Source organism: Acinetobacter sp. YH01004 (assembly GCF_013420455.1).
GTDB classification, from domain to species: Bacteria; Pseudomonadota; Gammaproteobacteria; order Pseudomonadales; family Moraxellaceae; genus Acinetobacter; species Acinetobacter towneri.
Genome location: NZ_VOXZ01000002.1, coordinates 53285 through 70446, shown reverse-complemented (window position 1 = coordinate 70446; position 17162 = coordinate 53285). Strand labels below are relative to the sequence as shown.

Sequence of the window (17162 nt, the reverse complement as noted above, 5' to 3'; positions counted from 1 at the left end):
GTCTGCATCAATTTGGAGAATGTCAGTTTAGTTTGATGACATCGCCACTTTAATTTTTTCCATGGCATTTTTTTCGAGCTGACGAATACGTTCTGCCGAAACATTATATTCTGCTGCCAATTCATGCAGGGTCGATTTATCATCATCTAACCAGCGACGCTGCAAAATGTTACGTGAACGATCATCCAACTGCTCCATGGCTTCATGTAGGGCAGAAGTGCTTTGTTCTTCGTAGTCTTCGTTTTCGACCAAACGTGCAGGGTCGTAACGGTTATCTTCCAAATACAATGCAGGTGCAACATAAGTTGAACCTTCATCGTCATCATCGCCCTGTGCTTCAAAAGCTGCGTCATAAGCGGTTAAACGACCTTCCATTTCCAAGACTTGTTCTGCAGTTACATTTAAGTCATTGGCAATAGATTGTGCTTCTTCAAGCGTCAGTTTTTTGCTAGATTTTTTGAGGCTACGCAAATTAAAGAACAATTTACGCTGCGCCTTGGTGGTGGCAATTTTAACAATACGCCAGTTACGAATCACATATTCGTGAATTTCAGCTTTAATCCAGTGCACGGCAAATGACACCAAACGCACGCCCATATTCGGGTCAAAGCGTTTCACGGCTTTCATTAAGCCCAAGTTGCCTTCCTGAATTAAATCGCCCTGCGGTAAACCATAGCCCGCATAACTTCGTGCAATATGCACCACAAAACGTAAATGCGACATGACCAACATTTTGGCCGCGTCTAAATCTTGATCGTAATAATAACGCTCGGCTAACTCTTTTTCTTGTTCAGCCGTTAAAATAGGAATTTGGTTAACAGTACTAATATAAGCCCCGAGGTTTACCCCTGGTGCAGATAATGACAGGGGCATCAACTGATTGCTGCTGTCACTCATGAGATCTCCTTATAGGATTAGGTAGGTAAAATAACCGATGTCTTTATCTTAATGCCAATATTCTACTTAAATAAGTAAAATTGGTGTAGATATGTAAATCTTTATAGCAATAAGCGGCGAATATTAAGTCATTAAAACAAATGAACAATCAAATAGATGCACTTATTGCGATGATTTTGGCTTGGCAACATCAATCACATAATGAAACTCTGTTGCCGAAATCTGGCTTGCTTCACAGCTGTATTGATGTAACTGACAATAACGCGCCACATCTTGCTGGCTGTGCGGATCAGATGACTTCAATAAAAACCGTGCAGAATCTGATTGTTTAAGGGCACGTTTTAGCATCAATAAAGGCATAGGACAAGGTTGTCCCATGGCATCAATCACTATGATAGGTTGTTCAGCATCACACAGCATTGAAGTAAAAATTCGCCTTAAAAAACAGAATGATCATACTAGCAAATTCGCTCACAAATCCCAAATAAATTTCATCTGAAGCATCGGGGCTATTCATTGCGCGGCTTACTGCGCATAAGGGCAAGAGAATTGGCTTATTTTGTGAGATATTTGCAATAAAATTTATAGATCAAAATTGTGCTAAGTCACTTAACAGAAATAAAAATTTTCCATTTGTTCAAATCGTTTCAAACTGAACAAGATAAATCAAAAAAAATCTATTAATTGTCATAAACCCGTGTTAAGCTCGATGCGTATTTAGGATTTTAGATAGACAATCGTTGTTTGTCGCCCTATTACAAATGGATGTAACCGGGATTTTGTTAATAGTTATACAGAATGATTACAAGCTTAGAAATAAAAATATTTTTAAACTTTGTTTGCTCTGCTGTTTGCAACACCGGGTGGTCCTTCTTTTTAATCAATGAGGATTAACTTATGACAGCTCGTGAACAAGGCGTAGTTAAATGGTTCAACGACACTAAAGGCTTTGGCTTTATCCAACGCAATGGCGGCGACGATGTATTCGTTCACTTCCGTGCGATCCAAGGTGATGGCCACCGTTCACTTCGTGACGGCCAACGTGTTGAATTCAGCGTAGTAAAAGGCCAAAAAGGCTTCCAAGCTGAAGAAGTACAGCCACTAGACTAATCACTCGATTATTCTAAAAAAACGCTCCAATCCTGATTGGGGCGTTTTTTATTTGTATTTCTGTTTATAATAGGTCAGTTTTTTGTCTGTATAAGTTCGAGCACATATTTATGTCATCTGGTTTTGAAACCTTAAATTTACATCCGCAATTGAAACAGGCTATTGATGCTTTGGGTTTCAAGGAAATGACGCCAATTCAGCAAAAGGTTTTAAAATTTACTTTGGCTGGACATGATGCCATTGGTCGTGCGCAAACAGGTACAGGAAAAACTGCTGCCTTTTTAATTAGTGTCATCAACGATTTATTGAATAACCCAATTCAAGGGCAGCGTTATCGTGGTGAACCACGTGCATTGGTTTTAGCGCCTACGCGTGAATTGGCTTTGCAAATCGAAAGTGATGCAAAAGACTTAACCAAATTTACCGACTTAAATGTGGTGACTTTGTTGGGTGGTGTAGATTTTGATAAGCAAAAGTCACAACTCAATAAAAACTTTGTCGATATTATTGTTGCGACACCAGGGCGCTTGATTGATTTTGTAGAACAAAAAGAAGTTTGGCTAGATCAGATTGAGTTTTTAGTGATTGATGAAGCAGACCGCTTGCTGGATATGGGCTTTATTCCATCGGTAAAACGTATTGTGCGTTATTCACCGCGTAAGGAACAGCGTCAGACGTTAATGTTCTCGGCAACTTTTAGTTATGATGTGTTGAACTTGGCTCAACAGTGGTTATTTGAACCTGTTACAGTCGAAATTGAACCTGAAAAGAAAACCAATGCCGATGTTGAGCAACGGGTATATATGGTTGCCAAAACCGATAAATACAAATTGCTTGAAGAAATTTTACGTGATGAGCCGATTGAAAAAGTCATGATTTTTGCCAATCGGCGTGATCAGGTGCGTAAGCTTTATGATCATTTAAAGCGTGATGGCTATAAAGTGGTGATGTTGTCAGGTGAAATTGCCCAAGACAAACGCTTAAAAATGCTGGATCAGTTTAAAAATGGCAAACATAACATCATGATTGCAACAGACGTTGCAGGGCGTGGTATTCATGTCGATGGTGTTTCGCATGTGGTGAATTTCACTTTGCCTGAACAGTCAGATGATTATGTGCACCGTATTGGTCGTACAGGTCGTGCAGGTACACGTGGTGTGAGTATTAGCTTCTTGTCGGAAGATGATGCGTTCTATTTACCAGAAATTGAAAAAGCCATTGGTCAAAAATTGCCATTAACACGTTTAGATGGTTATTGCTAATTACTCATTTAAGCTATTTTTTAGTTTAAATCCTGCTGTTCTTAGTTTAAAAGTCGCTCTCAGTGGAGCGACTTTTTTGTATTTGCTTCTTATGTCGTGCTGTAATAATTTACTTTGCCTGACATCTAAAGGTCAGCACAGTTTGATAATCATCATCACGGGCAATATCAGTATTACGTCCCGCAATTGTACCTAAAACAGTTGCTGCCGCCTGAATCATTTGTCCCGTTTGCTCATCGACTACACCTTTGAGTGCGCCGTTATAAGATGTTTTTTCATCAACCAAGACTGGAGCGGCACGAGTACCACAGGTTTTATTGGCAGCTGTAATTGCATTATTTTTGGCAATAATATTACTTTTACCTAAACCTGTGACTTCATATAGGTTGTTTTCTTTTTGAATGGCAAGAGAATTATTTGGCGTGGTGGCACATGCGGTTAAAAGTGCAAAAACGGCAAGGCTAGAAAAGGCGACTATTTTTTTCATATCTACCTCGGGGCTAAAACGCTGTAGCGCGTATTGTTTGTTGATGATATTTCAATTCAAATGTGTAGAGATTGAAAATAACAATTTGATCTAGTTGAACATAATTTGGATGGTTTTAGATGTAGACACTGTATAGGCTGTGTTGATAATTCGTCATTCATTTATACACATCAAACCCAATCCATAATGTATTTTCATGCTCTTAAACTATAGATGAATGCGTCAAAGCATCATTGTTTAGATGTGCTGAGCAGGTTCATCTTAAAAGTGCAGACATATAGACCCTAATCAGAATCTTGCAAATAAGCATACGGAAATAGCGCAATTTTTTGAGTTTATGCTAATCTTAACCGAGCTTTTTGAAATAGTTATATAAGTCAATGACGGATACAGCGGTAGAAATCGTTCATCAAAATATTCATCAACGTCAGTCTACGGGGCAGTTAGTTGAACCTGCACCAAATACTGAGCAGCTAGAAATGGCTTTTCAGGCAGCTTTAACCGCACCAGATCATCATCGTTTAAAACCTACGCGCTTTGTGGTGATTACTGCCGAGCAACGTGCAGCATTTGGTGAGTTACTTTCTCAAGCCTTGGCAGACATGGGCGAAACCGATGCGGTTCAGTTGGAGCGAGTGAAACAGCATCCATTTCGTGCGCCACTTTTAGTATTGGCGTTAACACAATTTCAGGATCATCCAAAAGTGCCATGTTTTGAGCAGACTTTAAGTACAGGTGCTGCGGTACAGAACTTTTTATTGTCTTTGCAGGCGCAGGGTTTTGCCAGTATGTGGCGCAGTGGTGCAGTCGTTGAGTCAAACTTGCTGAAACAAGCTTTAAACTTAAATGCAGATGATTTAATTTCAGGCATTATTTATGTGGGAACAGCAGCCAAAGCCATTCCTGCCCGCACTGAGTTGAATACGCAAGCTTATGTTCGTTATTGGAACGCATAAGTCTTTATTTTTTAGGATATAACAATAATGTCAGAATTAAATTTTACCGATTTGGTTGAACCTGTTGCAGTAGATCGAAAAACTGCGTTACGTATTACAGTATTGGGTGGTGGCAGTTTTGGTACAGCAATGGCCAATACAGCAGTGCGTAATGGCTGCGACACGATGATTTGGATTCGTGATGAAGCAACTGCCAAAGAAATTAATGAAACGCATATTAATCGACGTTATTTGCCAGATTTTCAGTTGGAGCAGGGTTTAAGAGCCGTTTCAGATTTGGAAACTGCAGTTCGTGACCGTGACATTATTTTAGTGGCTATTCCAAGTCATTCTTTCCGTGATGTGTTGCGTCAAATTAAACCTTTTATTAGTGCGCAAGCAGTGGTGTCTTTAACCAAGGGTATTGAAGCCAAAACCTTTAGTTTTATGAGCGATATTATCCGCGAAGAATTGCCTGAAGTGCCGTATGGCGTATTGTCTGGCCCAAACCTTGCTAAAGAAATTGTGGCGGGGCAGCCTGCAGGTACGGTCATTGCCAGTCATTCTGAATTGGTGCGTTATGCAGTGCAGCAAGCTTTACACAGTGCATTATTCCGTGTTTTTGCCAGCGATGATGTGAATGGTGTGGAATTAGGCGGTGCGCTAAAAAATATTTATGCTGTGGCAATGGGCATGGCAGCCGCTTATAACGTGGGTGAAAATACTAAGAGTATGATTTTAACCCGCGCTTTGGCAGAAATGAGTCGTTTTGCGGTTAAGCTTGGTGCAAATCCATTGACCTTCTTAGGGTTGTCTGGTGTCGGTGACTTATTTGCAACGTGTAGCAGTCCATTGAGTCGTAACTATCAAGTGGGTTATGCATTGGGCAAAGGCAAAACTTTGGAACAAGCCACAGAAGAATTGGGGCAAACAGCCGAAGGGATTAATACCATCGTGCAAGTGCGGGCGCGCTCGAATGAATTAGATGTGTATATGCCAATTACTTGTGCGCTTTATGAAGTGATTTTTGAAGGTGCGCCGCCTATGAATATTGCACTGTCTTTAATGAAAAATGGACATCGCAGTGATGTGGAATTTGTCTTGCCGCATCATCAAGTTTAGTTTTACATCCATAAAACTGCGCCACAGTAGGTAAAAACTTGCGTGGAATATGACAGTTTGGTGAACTGAATTGTCATATTCTCAGGTTATACTGAGCGCATAATTTGAGTTAAATTGACACAACTTAATGTGTATCATCCTATAGGGAAATTCTATGCAACTGACTCTTGTTCGTCATGGTGAAGCCGCTCCTGCGATTATGGGCAATGATCATCAGCGTCCATTGACTGAGCGTGGTCATATACAAGCACAAGAAACGGCAGATTATTTAAAAAATATCATTCAGCCCGATGTGTTTGTAGTCAGTCCTTTACTGCGTGCACAAGAAACTTTGGCACATTTGCAGCAATATTTTAAAGATGTGCCTGTGGTGGTCTGCAATACCATTAAACCTGAAGATGATGCAAAAGTTGCTGTGGAATGGTTGTCACAATTGCCGTATGAGTCAATTGCAGTGGTGTGTCACATGAATGTAGTGGCGCACATGGCAGAGATTTTGACTTCAGAATCATTCCATCCCTATCATTTGGCAGAAGCACGGATTTATGAGCAGGCAGTAATTGCTGCGGGGCTTTCAACCCAAATCAAAAGTTTTATTCCAAACGCATAAAATAAATGTATAAAGTTAAATATAATTCAACGGTAGAACGATAATAATGCTGTATTTATGGATGCCAGAAGCCAATGGGGTTTGGCAATGGTCAAATGGGGAATACTGGACAGAGGCAGATAGTCTTGATGCCTTGATTCAGGCATTGCAGGCTTTTCAAGGAAAAGATGCTGTGGTGTTTTTCCCAAGCCGTGATGTGCAAATCATGCAACAAACTTTGCCTAAAGCTCAATATAAACAATTGGGTACCGATGGCGTGAAGTATTTATTAGAAGAATATACCGTATTGCCAATTGATGCGATGCAGGTGGTTCATCATTTTCAGCCACCTGAGCAAATAACCGTGCTGGGAGTTGCCAAGCATAGTATTGAAACCTATTTGCATGTATTAAGTTTGTTGCCAGTTAAAATCAGTGCATTGTTACCTGATTTTTTAATTTTGCCGCAACCTGAACCAGGGCAAACGGTGATTGGAAATATTTGCGGACGCTTGTTGGTACGTGAAAGTGAATTTTTAGGTTATTCAGTTGATGATCTGGCACTTTATCTAGATTATCAAACTGCAGAACGAAACTATAAAATCACCAACTTTAGTGCAGAACAAATGCAAAGTATTGAAGCATTTGCAACACAAGAACAATTAGAAAGCTTTCATTATGTAGTACCTGCATTAGTGAAAGCCAAACAGCATCCATTCAATATGCTGCCAAAATCCAAGCAAGACACGGGTGTTTCAGGTTATTGGAAAGCCTGTGCAGCAGTATTTCTTGGGATTTTAATTGTACAGTTTAGCTATGATGCACTGCGTTGGAGCAAACTTAAAAAAGTAGCAGATCAAACAGCGGTTCAAGCCATAGAACAATATCAATATTGGTTTGGTGCAAATAGTCGTATTACCGAACAAAATATTCAAAGCCAGTTTGAAAGTCAGGTACGCATGAGTAAAAATGCAGATACTCAAGCGCTGCAATTGCTCAGTCGTGTTGGCCCTGTGTTGATGCAAAATCAAATTGTGGCTAATCGTGTGAGTTTTGATGCCAATATGTTGAACATGGAATTGAATGCTAATTCGGCAGCGACCTTGCAAGCGCTCACTCAGCAATTGAATCAGCAGGGTTTTAAGGTCGAGCTGGGTAATATTCAGCCGAGCGCGTCAGGTGCAGTAGGATTGGTGAAAATACAATAATGAAAGCCATGGAAAAAATGTCGACTTGGTTCGATCAACGTATTGAACTGGTGCAAGATTATTTAGATCGTTTAAATACACGTGAGCGTGTTTTGGTGGTGTTTACCACAATCTTTGTGATCGTTGCTGCGGTGGGTTCTGCATTGTGGTATATGCATGCCGCAGCCGAAAAACAGCAAAAACGGGTGAATGATCTTAAAGATTTGGTGGTGGTGATGCAAAGTCATGCAGTCACAATGAAACCAGCTAATGATGCTCAACTCAGTGCAGCCGATAAAATTCAGCGTGTGGCTCAGCAACAAGGCTTATCGGTTGCTTCGCAGCAAAGTGGTGACAAGATGCAACTTGTAGCGAGTCATGTCAATTATGCCGTGTTGGCAAATTTTTTAACCCAATTAGCGCAAATGGGTTTAAGTATTGAAAAAATGGAATTAATTTCTGAAGCAGGGCAGATTAAATTAACAGCGACAGTCCAGTAAAGGTTAAAAATAAAGTCCGAAACTCGGAAAATAAACCCATGTCAAGCATAGCGTTTTGACTGGGCTAAGCCTATAATATGGCGACTTAGAAAGCAGTAGACTTTTGCAGATATGTTGTATTCTCTAGCCCGCCCGTTGTTATTTTCTTTAGCACCAGAGCGTGCACATGAGCTGACACTATCACTATTGAAATCGAGCCATAAAATGGGCTTGATGCGTCAAAAGACTGTAGCGAAACCTGTGACGTGTATGGGAATTGAATTCCCTAATCCAGTAGGTTTGGCAGCAGGTCTAGACAAAAATGGTGCGTATATTGATGCCTTGGCTGGTTTAGGCTTTGGGTTTATTGAAATTGGTACCATTACGCCACGTCCTCAAGTGGGCAATCCGCATCCACGTTTATTCCGCATTCCGCAGGCCAAAGCCATTATTAACCGTATGGGTTTTAATAATGATGGGGTCGATCAGCTGATTGAAAACGTCAAAGCGGCAAAATTTAAAGGCATTTTGGGGATTAATATTGGTAAAAATGCCGATACGCCAGTTGAAAATGCAGTAGATGATTATCTGATTTGTTTAGAAAAAGTCTATAACTATGCCTCTTATATCACCGTAAACATTTCATCACCGAATACCAAAAACTTGCGCAGTTTGCAAAGTGGTGATGCGCTGACTGAGTTATTGCAAACCCTCAAACAGCGTCAGTTGGAGTTAGCCGAAGAACATCAACATTATGTGCCGTTGGTATTAAAAGTTGCTCCAGATCTAGACCCTGAAGATATTCAGTTTATTGCCAAACAATTATTGCAATTCAAAATTGATGGTCTGATTGTGACCAATACCACTTTGTCGCGCGAAGGTGTAGAAAACTTGCCGCATGGCGATGAAGCAGGTGGTTTATCGGGTGCGCCTGTGTTTGAAAAAAGTACTGCATGTTTGGCAGCATTTTCAGCAGCACTGAAAGGTGAAATTCCTTTAATTGGTGTAGGTGGCATTTTGTCGGGCGAACAAGCGGTTGCCAAAAAAAATGCAGGTGCAAGCTTGGTTCAGGTGTATAGTGGTTTAATCTATGCAGGTCCTGAGCTGGTTCAAGATTGTGTGAACGCCTTATAACTTATGAATACCATTGATATCGTTATTCTGATTCTCTTGCTTATTGGAGGGTTGAACGGTTTGCGACAAGGATTTATTAAAGCCTTTGCGAACTTGGTAGGATGGATTTTTGCCCTAATTGTTGCGGCAAAATATGCAGTTGTCCTAGCACCTTCGATGACAGCACTCAGTAGCGATCCTGTGGTACAAAAAATTGCAGCCTTTGCATTTATTGTCTTGGTGATTGTGGTACTGACCTGGATTGTAACCGCTGTTTTAAATGGTGTTTTAAAGAGCTTGAAACTTGGCCCATTAAATCGTTTGGCAGGCGGTGCATTTGGTACCTTGAAAGGCTTACTCATTGTTCTTATTACCATTCAAGGCATTGGTCCTTGGGTCGAAAGCTCGCCTTATTGGAAACAGTCTAAATTTGTGCAAACTTTATTGCCGTATGCACCGTGGGCAACAGAACTGTCCAAAGACGCTGCCAATGAGGCTTTACAGCACATCAAGTCGAAAGATGCCGCGCCATCTTCCGACATCGCATCTGACGCAAAAGAAAATCGCTCTGGCGCAGATGGCTCAACGAATAATCCTTTTTATTAATCCCTAGCTGGTCTGCGAGGTTGCTATGTGTGGAGTTGTTGGTATAGCTGGTAAATCACCTGTTAACCAAATGTTGTTTGATGCATTAACGATGTTACAACATCGTGGACAGGATGCAGCTGGGATCGTAACTTGCCACAATGGGCGTTTGTTCTTGCGTAAAGATAACGGTATGGTGCGTGATGTATTCCATACGCGTCACATGCGTGCGTTGCAAGGTAATTATGGTATTGGGCATGTGCGTTATCCAACTGCAGGTTCATCAAGCAGTGCTGAAGCGCAGCCATTTTATGTGAACTCGCCGTACGGGATTACTTTGGCACACAATGGCAATTTGACCAATGCCGAAGAAATTCACGAAGATCTGTTTAAAACAGATTTACGTCACATGAACACCGATTCTGACTCAGAAGTGTTATTGAACGTATTTGCACATGAATTGCAAAAACGTGGCAAATTAAACCCAACTTCAGAAGATATTTTTCATGTGATCAGCCGTGTGCATGAGCGTTGTAAGGGTGCTTATGGCGTTGTTGCTATGATTACAGGTCAAGGCTTGGTTGGCTTCCGTGATCCAAATGGTATCCGTCCATTGATTTACGGTTCACGTGAAACTGAACAGGGCATGGAATATATTATTGCATCAGAATCAGTTGCAATTACCGCACTTGGCTTTAAAGTTGAGCGTGATATTGCGCCAGGCGAAGCGATTTTTATTAATGATGCAGGTGAATTGTTTACCCAGCAATGTGCAGCTAAACCTGAATATCGCCCATGTATTTTTGAATATGTATATTTTGCTCGTCCAGATGCGACGATTGATGGTATTTCAGTGTACAAAGCGCGTTTGAAAATGGGCGAAAAACTGGCGCATAAAATTACCCAAGAGTGGGGCGAGCAACACGATATTGATGTCGTTATTCCAATTCCAGATACATCACGTACATCAGCTTTAGAATTGGCAAATACTTTAGGGGTTAAATTCCGTGAAGGTTTTATGAAAAACCGCTATATCGGACGTACCTTTATTATGCCAGGTCAGCAATTGCGTAAAAAATCAGTGCGCCAAAAACTGAACCCTGTAGAGCTTGAGTTTAAAGGCAAAAATGTACTGTTGGTGGATGACTCGATTGTCCGTGGTACGACCTGTAACGAAATTATTCAAATGGCACGTGATGCTGGGGCGAAAAAAGTATTCTTTGCTTCTGCAGCGCCAATGGTGAAATATCCAAACGTGTATGGTATTGATATGCCAGCCAAAGATGAATTAATCGCGTCTAACCGTAATGTCGAAGAAATTCGTGAAATTATTGGTGCAGACCGTTTAATTTTCCAAGATTTAGAAGATTTAAAACAAGCCGTTCGTACCCATAAAGTACCGCATTTAACTGAATTCGATTGTTCAGTATTTGATGGCGTGTATGTAGCTGGCGGAATTGACGAAGCTTATCTGAATGATCTTGAGCAAAAGCGCAACGACTTGGCTAAAAAAGGCAAAGATGGTTATATTGATGTCAATATTGATGCTGCGTCAGTAGACTTAACTGGTGTAAAAGAGAGTTAATTCTTTTTCTGATCAGCTCAGTGAGAAAAGCGGGAAATTCCCGCTTTTTTCATTTATGATGGTGGCTCAAATACAATGTAATTCAGGATGTTTACATTGAGGTCTGTGAGTAGTTACTTGATTAAAAACAAAAATATGATTTGGTCTGCAATTTTATGTTTGGTTGCAGTCGCTTTGACCCTGTTTATCTTAAACACAGTTTTGGGTCTGTTGGTCTATTATGTCGATTCAAGCCAATCCATCTATTGGCACAGTCTAAGTCCATACTGGATTACGGTCTTGGTGTTGATTATGACTGTATCCGTTATTTTGGAATTTTACGTTTTTCGCTCAGGCGGTCATTCTTTGGCAAAACAATTGGGTGCGCGTCGTTTAACCCAGTTCGAAAGTACCCCAGAAGAAAGTACCGCACTTAAACTGACCGAACAATTGGCCGATACCTTTCAAATCCCAGCGCCTACTGTATATGTATTGCCCGATGAAATTGGGGTAAATGCCCTCACTGCAGGCTTTAGTCATAAAGATATTGTGATTATTTTGACTTGGGGTGCTTTGCAAAACTTGGATGAGCAAGAGCTTTATGGACTACTCAGCCATGAGTTTAACCATATTTTAAGTGGTGAAACCATTGATAATACCAAGCTTAAAATCCTCTACAGTAGCCTAACCACGTTTAGTAAGTGGGGCAGTAGCATCGCCAAACTTGGCTTTGGACAACATCGTGATGCACCGCCACATAAGTTAGCGACTTTTTTTGTTGCTATAGGTGGTGGTATCTGGTTGTTTGGTAGCTTGGGCGTGTTGATTACCCGCTTAATTAAATATATTAGTCTAAGCGGACGTACCTTTAAAAATGATTTAAAAACCAAACGTTTGATTCAAAATAATGCCAATATTCAAACTTTGCTGCGAATTTATGTGCATCATGCAGGGTCGCAAATTCATAGTGAATATTCAGAATCTATTTCCCACATGTGCTTTGCTAACTCGCTCAGTCCGCAAAGCTGGATGAACATTCATCCAAGTATTGAAGCCCGTATTTTTGAGCTTGATCCAACCTTGGTACAAGACTTACAACTCGAAAATTTGAAGCGTTTACGCAATCAGCCTTTGTTTAGCCTATTTCGCTCGTTAGAAGAAATGAATGCTGAATATTATGCGCCGTGGAGCTCGCCGCAACCTTTGCCTTTGCTGCGCTTGTCGCCGATTAGCTTTGCAATTAATGATGCAATTAAGCCACTCAAGCCTGAAATTCGCAATAACATGCCGCGTCCAGAGCTAATTCAGCGTGCCTTACAAACGGCAACGGGTTCGCGTGAGGTGATTGTCGCTATTTTGATGATTCGCCAATATCGTGAATTTATTCCTGCTGAAGCAGAAGTGAGTCGTGCAATTGTAGATGCTTTATTACATTTGGATGGGCGAGTACATATCTCGATTTTCCATGAAGCGTGTAAAAATATTGGTGGTATGCCGCTGAGTATCGCACGGCAGTTTCTAACCAAATTGGCAAAAATCATTCAGGAAGATGGCGAGATTGGTTTGTTGGATGCCTTGCTGCTTGAACGTATTAAGTTTGAATTGAACTTGCTGCCTTTACATACACCTGCAGCGTTACACGAAGTTAAACCGCAAATTGTACGTTTAATCGATGCTTTATTGCATGTGCAGCAAATTAATAGTGTTAATCAGTTAGATGTACGTGAACGTATTTTAGAACGTGTTTTAACTGCAGATGAATTGATTGATTATGAAGAAATTTCAGATGAACCGATTGATTTATCAGAAATTTTAAATGATATGGCAGGTTTGCTGCTGCGTGATCGACTGATGGTGTTAGGCATTGCTGAAATTTGTTTGTGGAATGACCGTATTATCACCCAAGATGAATTGGATGTTTTGGAGTTGCTCTATTGGCGTTTAGGTTTTAAAACCGAAGAAATTGTCGAGCAAATGCAAAAACAAAACAGTTTGATGATTGTGTGACACTGATTGACTAGGTGTGTTTAAAGCAGATTTTGAAAAAATACGAATAGGTCAGATTGGGTGAAAGAAAGCACAGCATTGTGCAGCCTTTCTAGGTAGAATAGGTGCTATCTTGCATGTTGTTCTGTGATAAATACGTGCAGCGAAAAATTAGATAGGTGATGATAAACATGATGGGGCATCAGCGTGACATTTTAGCCAGTTTGGGAATCGATATTTGGGTTTCCAGAATGGCTGTGTCTCAAACTTTGCCACAATCATCGGTTTGGCGCGACCAAGCTGCACCTGAAATACACAGCGAAATTATTGTTCCTGCTGCAGTACCTCAACAATTAAAACAACAACAGTCGATTATTCACGAAAAGCCTAAGCAAGAACCATCTCCGCAACATACGACAGTTGAAGCGGCCGCGCCAGAAGTTGTTCCTGAAGCGCGTGTCATGCTGCAAATTGAAGCATTTAGTATTGAAGCTTTGCAGTTGCCACATTGTGTCATTTTGGTAGAAAGCACTACCTTGAGTCAGGAACAGCAACAATTGTGGCGTAATATTCAACATGCGCTACAGGCCGAATATCACGTATTGCAATGGCCTTTTGCTTTAGAAGTATTACAAGACGGCATCGGGGTAGAAAATTATGTGCAAGGTTTTGTTGATGTCTTGAGCACAGATAAAAACATGCTGATTTTAGGTCAATTACCACATTTTAAATCTGAACAATGTTTGCATTTAGCCAGCTTGCAAGAGATGTTAGATCAACCGCTGTTGAAAAAAAGTCTGTGGGATGCGATACAAATCACATCGTTACAGCCTAAAGCCTAAGTCAATTCAGATATTTAAAACTCTACATATACAAGCAATTGTAGACACGAAACAGGGATAATCATGCGTAAAAAAGTGGTAGTGTTTAGTCAAATTGATGCAGAAATTTTAAGTAAGCTAGAGCAAGATTATCAGGTGGTGCAGGTCAGCCCGAAGTTGGGTGACGTGAATCAACAGTTGCTTGAGCATGTGCAAGATGCGGATGGCATGATTGGTGCAGGGCGCTTGCTTAATCAAAGCAACTTGCATACTGCGACTAAACTCAAAGTGATTTCGAGTGTAAGTGTCGGTTACGACAACTATGATGTAGATTATTTAACTCAACAAAAGATTAGTCTTTGCCATACACCGCATGTCTTGACTGAAACCACAGCGGATTTAGCCTTTACCTTGCTAATGAGTGCCGCACGGCAAGTCCCGTATTTAGATCGATGGACCAAACAAGGGCAGTGGAAACGTACCGTAGGTGCAGCGCAGTTTGGACGGGATATTTATGGTAAAACTATCGGTATTGTAGGTTTGGGGCATATTGGTGCTGCTATCGCACGTCGAGCATTTCATGGTTTTAATATGAAGGTGGTGTACCACAATCGTCGTGAAAAAATGGAAGTGGCGCAGGCATTCAATGCGGAATATTTAAGTCTGGATGAATTGCTGCAACAGTCTGATTTTGTGGTACTGGCAGTCGATTTAAATGCAGACTCTAAAGCCTTAATTGGTCAGCGTGAACTTGATTTAATGCAGTCACATGCAATTTTGGTCAATATTTCGCGTGGTTCAGTCATTGATGAGCAGGCACTTATTCAGACCTTACAAGCAGGCAAAATTTTTGCCGCGGCTTTGGATGTCTATGACAAAGAACCACTGCAAGAATCGCCATTATTTGAGTTAGATAATGTCGTGACTTTGCCACATATTGGTTCGGCAACCGCAGCAACTCGAAAAAAAATGGCAAATTTGGCCTATAAAAATTTGGTTGATGCGTTGGAAAGGCGTTGTCCGCAATATGTGGTCAATCCTGCATGCTATACGCTTTAAAGTTAAAGATGATTTGGTAAAAATTGATAACACATCATTGCAAATGCGTTCATTTTTCAATGTTATAGTGAATCATTATGCAAGATATGTATTTGAGATCATCCATTGAAACGTCTATTACTGATTTGCGGTTTGAGTTTTGCCAGTATTGCGACAACCCAAAGTGCCAATTTAACCACCACACCACAATTTAATGTGCCTGAAATAGGTAGTGGTGTGGGATTAATTGATCAGCAAAAAGAACGCAGTATTGGTGAAAAAGTCTATCGGGAAGTGCAGCGTAAAATGCCTGTCACGCAAAACCCGTGGTTGGAAGATCAATTAATCAATACATTTTCGCATCTACTCAGCCAAACTCAGTTGGGGCAACCCATTGGGCTACTCATTATCAATGATCCACAAATTAATGCTTTTGCTGTGCCAGGCGGTTTATTTGCGCTAAACACAGGTCTCATTAATTCTGCCCGCAATATGGATGAAGTTGCGGGTGTGATGGCGCATGAAATTGCCCATGTGTCGCAACGTCATTACAGCCGATCCCAAGAGGCATTTAAAGGACAGGGTTTGTTGGCACTGGCTGGGGTTGTGGTTGGTGCATTGGTTGCCTCACAAGCCGATGGTGATGCAGGCGCAGCGGTGATGATGGGTTCTCAAGCCGCTTTAATGGATCAGCAATTGACTTATAGCCGTAATCAGGAACGTGAAGCAGACCGTATTGGCATGCAATATATGTATAGCGCAGGCTATAACCCACAAAGCATGGCAGACTTTTTTGAGGTGATGCACCGTACTACGAGTCGAGTGAGCTTCTTACCTGACTTTTGGTTTACCCATCCCTTAACCACAGAGCGGATGAGTGAGGCGCGTTTACGTGCCAATCAATTGCCACCAGTGCCAACCTCGCTGCGTGATGAAGACTTTGAGATTTTAAAGTTATATAGTTTGGTGGTTTCGCAGCAGGCGACAGAACAGCAGCTTAAAGCATTTGCAACCCGTAACCATTTTGCGGCGAATTTGGCTTTGGCTTATTTTTATAGCCAGCAAGGCGATTTTGTTTTGGCGCAACAAAGTATAGATCAGGCCAAAAGTCACAATCGTTTACATAATTTATTGACACTTATTCAAACTGACATTTATTTAGGGCAAAATAAAATTGATTTAGCGCTCAAAACAATTGGTTCACCTGCGCGAATTATGCCTGAAAATCGTGCGCTGAATTATAAATGGGCCGAGGTTTTGATTCGTCAAAATCAAACTACGCAAGCAGAAAGTATTTTGAAGGATTTCTTGCAAAAAAATCCACGTGATTTATCGGCATGGAATTTAATGCAGCAAGCGGCAAATGTAGACCGAAGCTCTGCATTACGCACGGTAAATGTGTTACGGTATCGTGCAGAAGTACAGTATTGGTCAGGTTGGGAAGAAGAGGCAATTAAATCATTACTGCACGCGCAGCGTTTAGCCAAAGACAATCAGGCGATGTCGGCAAATATAAAAAACCGTGTGACTGAAATGCAAAGAGAACGACAGTTAAAAATATAAGTCGGGCGTACATACGGTGGCATAACAATAAAGAAAAGGAGTTTAAGAATGATTGAGGGACAATGTTTATGTGGTGCGGTGTATTACCGTTACCATGCCGAAATTGAAAAAACAATATTATGTTTTTGCCAGCATTGCCGTCGTGCGCAAGGCGGTATTATGGGATGGAATAGTCCAGTGGCACGCGAACATTTTGAAGTGGTGCGTGGCTTAAAATATCTAAAAGAATATTTTCATAGTCCCAATAAAGCACGGGTATTTTGTCAGGAGTGTGGCAGCCCGATTTATTCTTATCGGCTAGATTTACCCGATATTATTCGCTTACGCTTAGGGACAGTGACTCAAGGCAAAGTTCCCGAACCATGTGAGCAAGCATTTGCGCAATACAAACCCAACTTTTTGGCAATTGAGTCGTGTGAATAGTT

Annotated in this window: 18 protein-coding genes; 15 read left to right on the top strand and 3 right to left on the bottom strand. The window is 41.0% G+C overall.

Annotated elements, in window-relative coordinates; translation table 11 throughout:
- Positions 1–27: 27 nt before the first annotated feature.
- Both rpoH and FTT71_RS00790 read right to left on the bottom strand, forming a co-directional pair.
- Positions 28–897 (bottom strand): RNA polymerase sigma factor RpoH, encoded by an 870-nt coding sequence (rpoH, locus tag FTT71_RS00795; protein WP_004971496.1) that lies wholly within the window; start codon positions 895–897, stop codon positions 28–30.
- Between the two features lie 162 nt (positions 898–1059).
- Positions 1060–1317, bottom strand: a complete 258-nt coding sequence (locus FTT71_RS00790; RefSeq protein WP_179994075.1) for a sulfurtransferase TusA family protein — start codon at positions 1315–1317, stop codon at positions 1060–1062.
- 477 nt (positions 1318–1794) lie between these two features.
- Between FTT71_RS00790 and FTT71_RS00785 the strand changes: the two genes are divergently transcribed.
- Positions 1795–2007 carry a cold-shock protein gene (locus FTT71_RS00785; RefSeq protein ID WP_004648643.1) on the top strand — a complete coding sequence of 71 codons (213 nt, stop codon included), beginning with the start codon at positions 1795–1797 and terminating at the stop codon, positions 2005–2007.
- Positions 2008–2117: 110 nt separating this feature from the next.
- A complete protein-coding gene (gene rhlB / locus FTT71_RS00780; protein WP_004971493.1) occupies positions 2118–3269 on the top strand; it encodes an ATP-dependent RNA helicase RhlB in 1152 nt (383 codons plus the stop codon).
- 109 nt (positions 3270–3378) lie between these two features.
- Here the strand turns inward: rhlB and FTT71_RS00775 are convergent, their stop codons facing one another.
- On the bottom strand, positions 3379–3756 hold the full coding sequence (locus FTT71_RS00775) for a hypothetical protein (protein WP_004971490.1): 378 nt from the start codon (positions 3754–3756) through the stop codon (positions 3379–3381).
- A gap of 380 nt (positions 3757–4136) precedes the next feature.
- Between FTT71_RS00775 and FTT71_RS00770 the strand changes: the two genes are divergently transcribed.
- From FTT71_RS00770 to FTT71_RS00710, 13 genes are all read left to right on the top strand, one after another.
- The gene (locus FTT71_RS00770; protein ID WP_104851808.1) at positions 4137–4712 is read left to right on the top strand and encodes a nitroreductase; all 576 of its coding nucleotides are present in this window, start codon (positions 4137–4139) and stop codon (positions 4710–4712) included.
- Positions 4713–4739: 27 nt separating this feature from the next.
- Positions 4740–5813: an NAD(P)H-dependent glycerol-3-phosphate dehydrogenase gene (locus FTT71_RS00765; protein ID WP_178318507.1), complete on the top strand. Its 1074-nt coding sequence runs from the start codon at positions 4740–4742 to the stop codon at positions 5811–5813.
- A gap of 154 nt (positions 5814–5967) precedes the next feature.
- Entirely contained in the window at positions 5968–6423 is a 456-nt protein-coding gene (locus FTT71_RS00760; protein ID WP_004971483.1) for a histidine phosphatase family protein, read from the top strand.
- Between the two features lie 46 nt (positions 6424–6469).
- Positions 6470–7609 (top strand): type II secretion system protein GspL, encoded by a 1140-nt coding sequence (gene gspL, locus FTT71_RS00755; protein ID WP_179989334.1) that lies wholly within the window; start codon positions 6470–6472, stop codon positions 7607–7609.
- Positions 7609–8088: a type II secretion system protein GspM gene (gene gspM / locus FTT71_RS00750; RefSeq protein ID WP_179988424.1), complete on the top strand. Its 480-nt coding sequence runs from the start codon at positions 7609–7611 to the stop codon at positions 8086–8088. The genes gspL and gspM overlap by 1 nt, the downstream gene beginning before the upstream one ends.
- Before the next feature lie 111 nt (positions 8089–8199).
- On the top strand, positions 8200–9201 hold the full coding sequence (locus FTT71_RS00745; protein WP_179989335.1) for a quinone-dependent dihydroorotate dehydrogenase: 1002 nt from the start codon (positions 8200–8202) through the stop codon (positions 9199–9201).
- Between the two features lie 3 nt (positions 9202–9204).
- Complete coding sequence (locus FTT71_RS00740) at positions 9205–9786, top strand: CvpA family protein (RefSeq protein WP_004971476.1); 582 nt, start codon at positions 9205–9207, stop codon at positions 9784–9786.
- A 25-nt stretch (positions 9787–9811) separates the two neighbouring features.
- On the top strand, positions 9812–11350 hold the full coding sequence (gene purF, locus FTT71_RS00735) for an amidophosphoribosyltransferase (RefSeq protein WP_096902526.1): 1539 nt from the start codon (positions 9812–9814) through the stop codon (positions 11348–11350).
- Between the two features lie 96 nt (positions 11351–11446).
- Complete coding sequence (locus FTT71_RS00730; RefSeq protein ID WP_180160654.1) at positions 11447–13336, top strand: M48 family metallopeptidase; 1890 nt, start codon at positions 11447–11449, stop codon at positions 13334–13336.
- Between the two features lie 170 nt (positions 13337–13506).
- Complete coding sequence (locus FTT71_RS00725) at positions 13507–14157, top strand: hypothetical protein (protein ID WP_180160653.1); 651 nt, start codon at positions 13507–13509, stop codon at positions 14155–14157.
- A 63-nt stretch (positions 14158–14220) separates the two neighbouring features.
- Positions 14221–15195: a D-glycerate dehydrogenase gene (locus FTT71_RS00720; protein ID WP_180160652.1), complete on the top strand. Its 975-nt coding sequence runs from the start codon at positions 14221–14223 to the stop codon at positions 15193–15195.
- Positions 15196–15300: 105 nt separating this feature from the next.
- On the top strand, positions 15301–16737 hold the full coding sequence (locus FTT71_RS00715) for a M48 family metalloprotease (RefSeq protein WP_179989747.1): 1437 nt from the start codon (positions 15301–15303) through the stop codon (positions 16735–16737).
- A gap of 48 nt (positions 16738–16785) precedes the next feature.
- Positions 16786–17160 carry a GFA family protein gene (locus FTT71_RS00710; RefSeq protein ID WP_096902524.1) on the top strand — a complete coding sequence of 125 codons (375 nt, stop codon included), beginning with the start codon at positions 16786–16788 and terminating at the stop codon, positions 17158–17160.
- Positions 17161–17162: the final 2 nt, after the last annotated feature.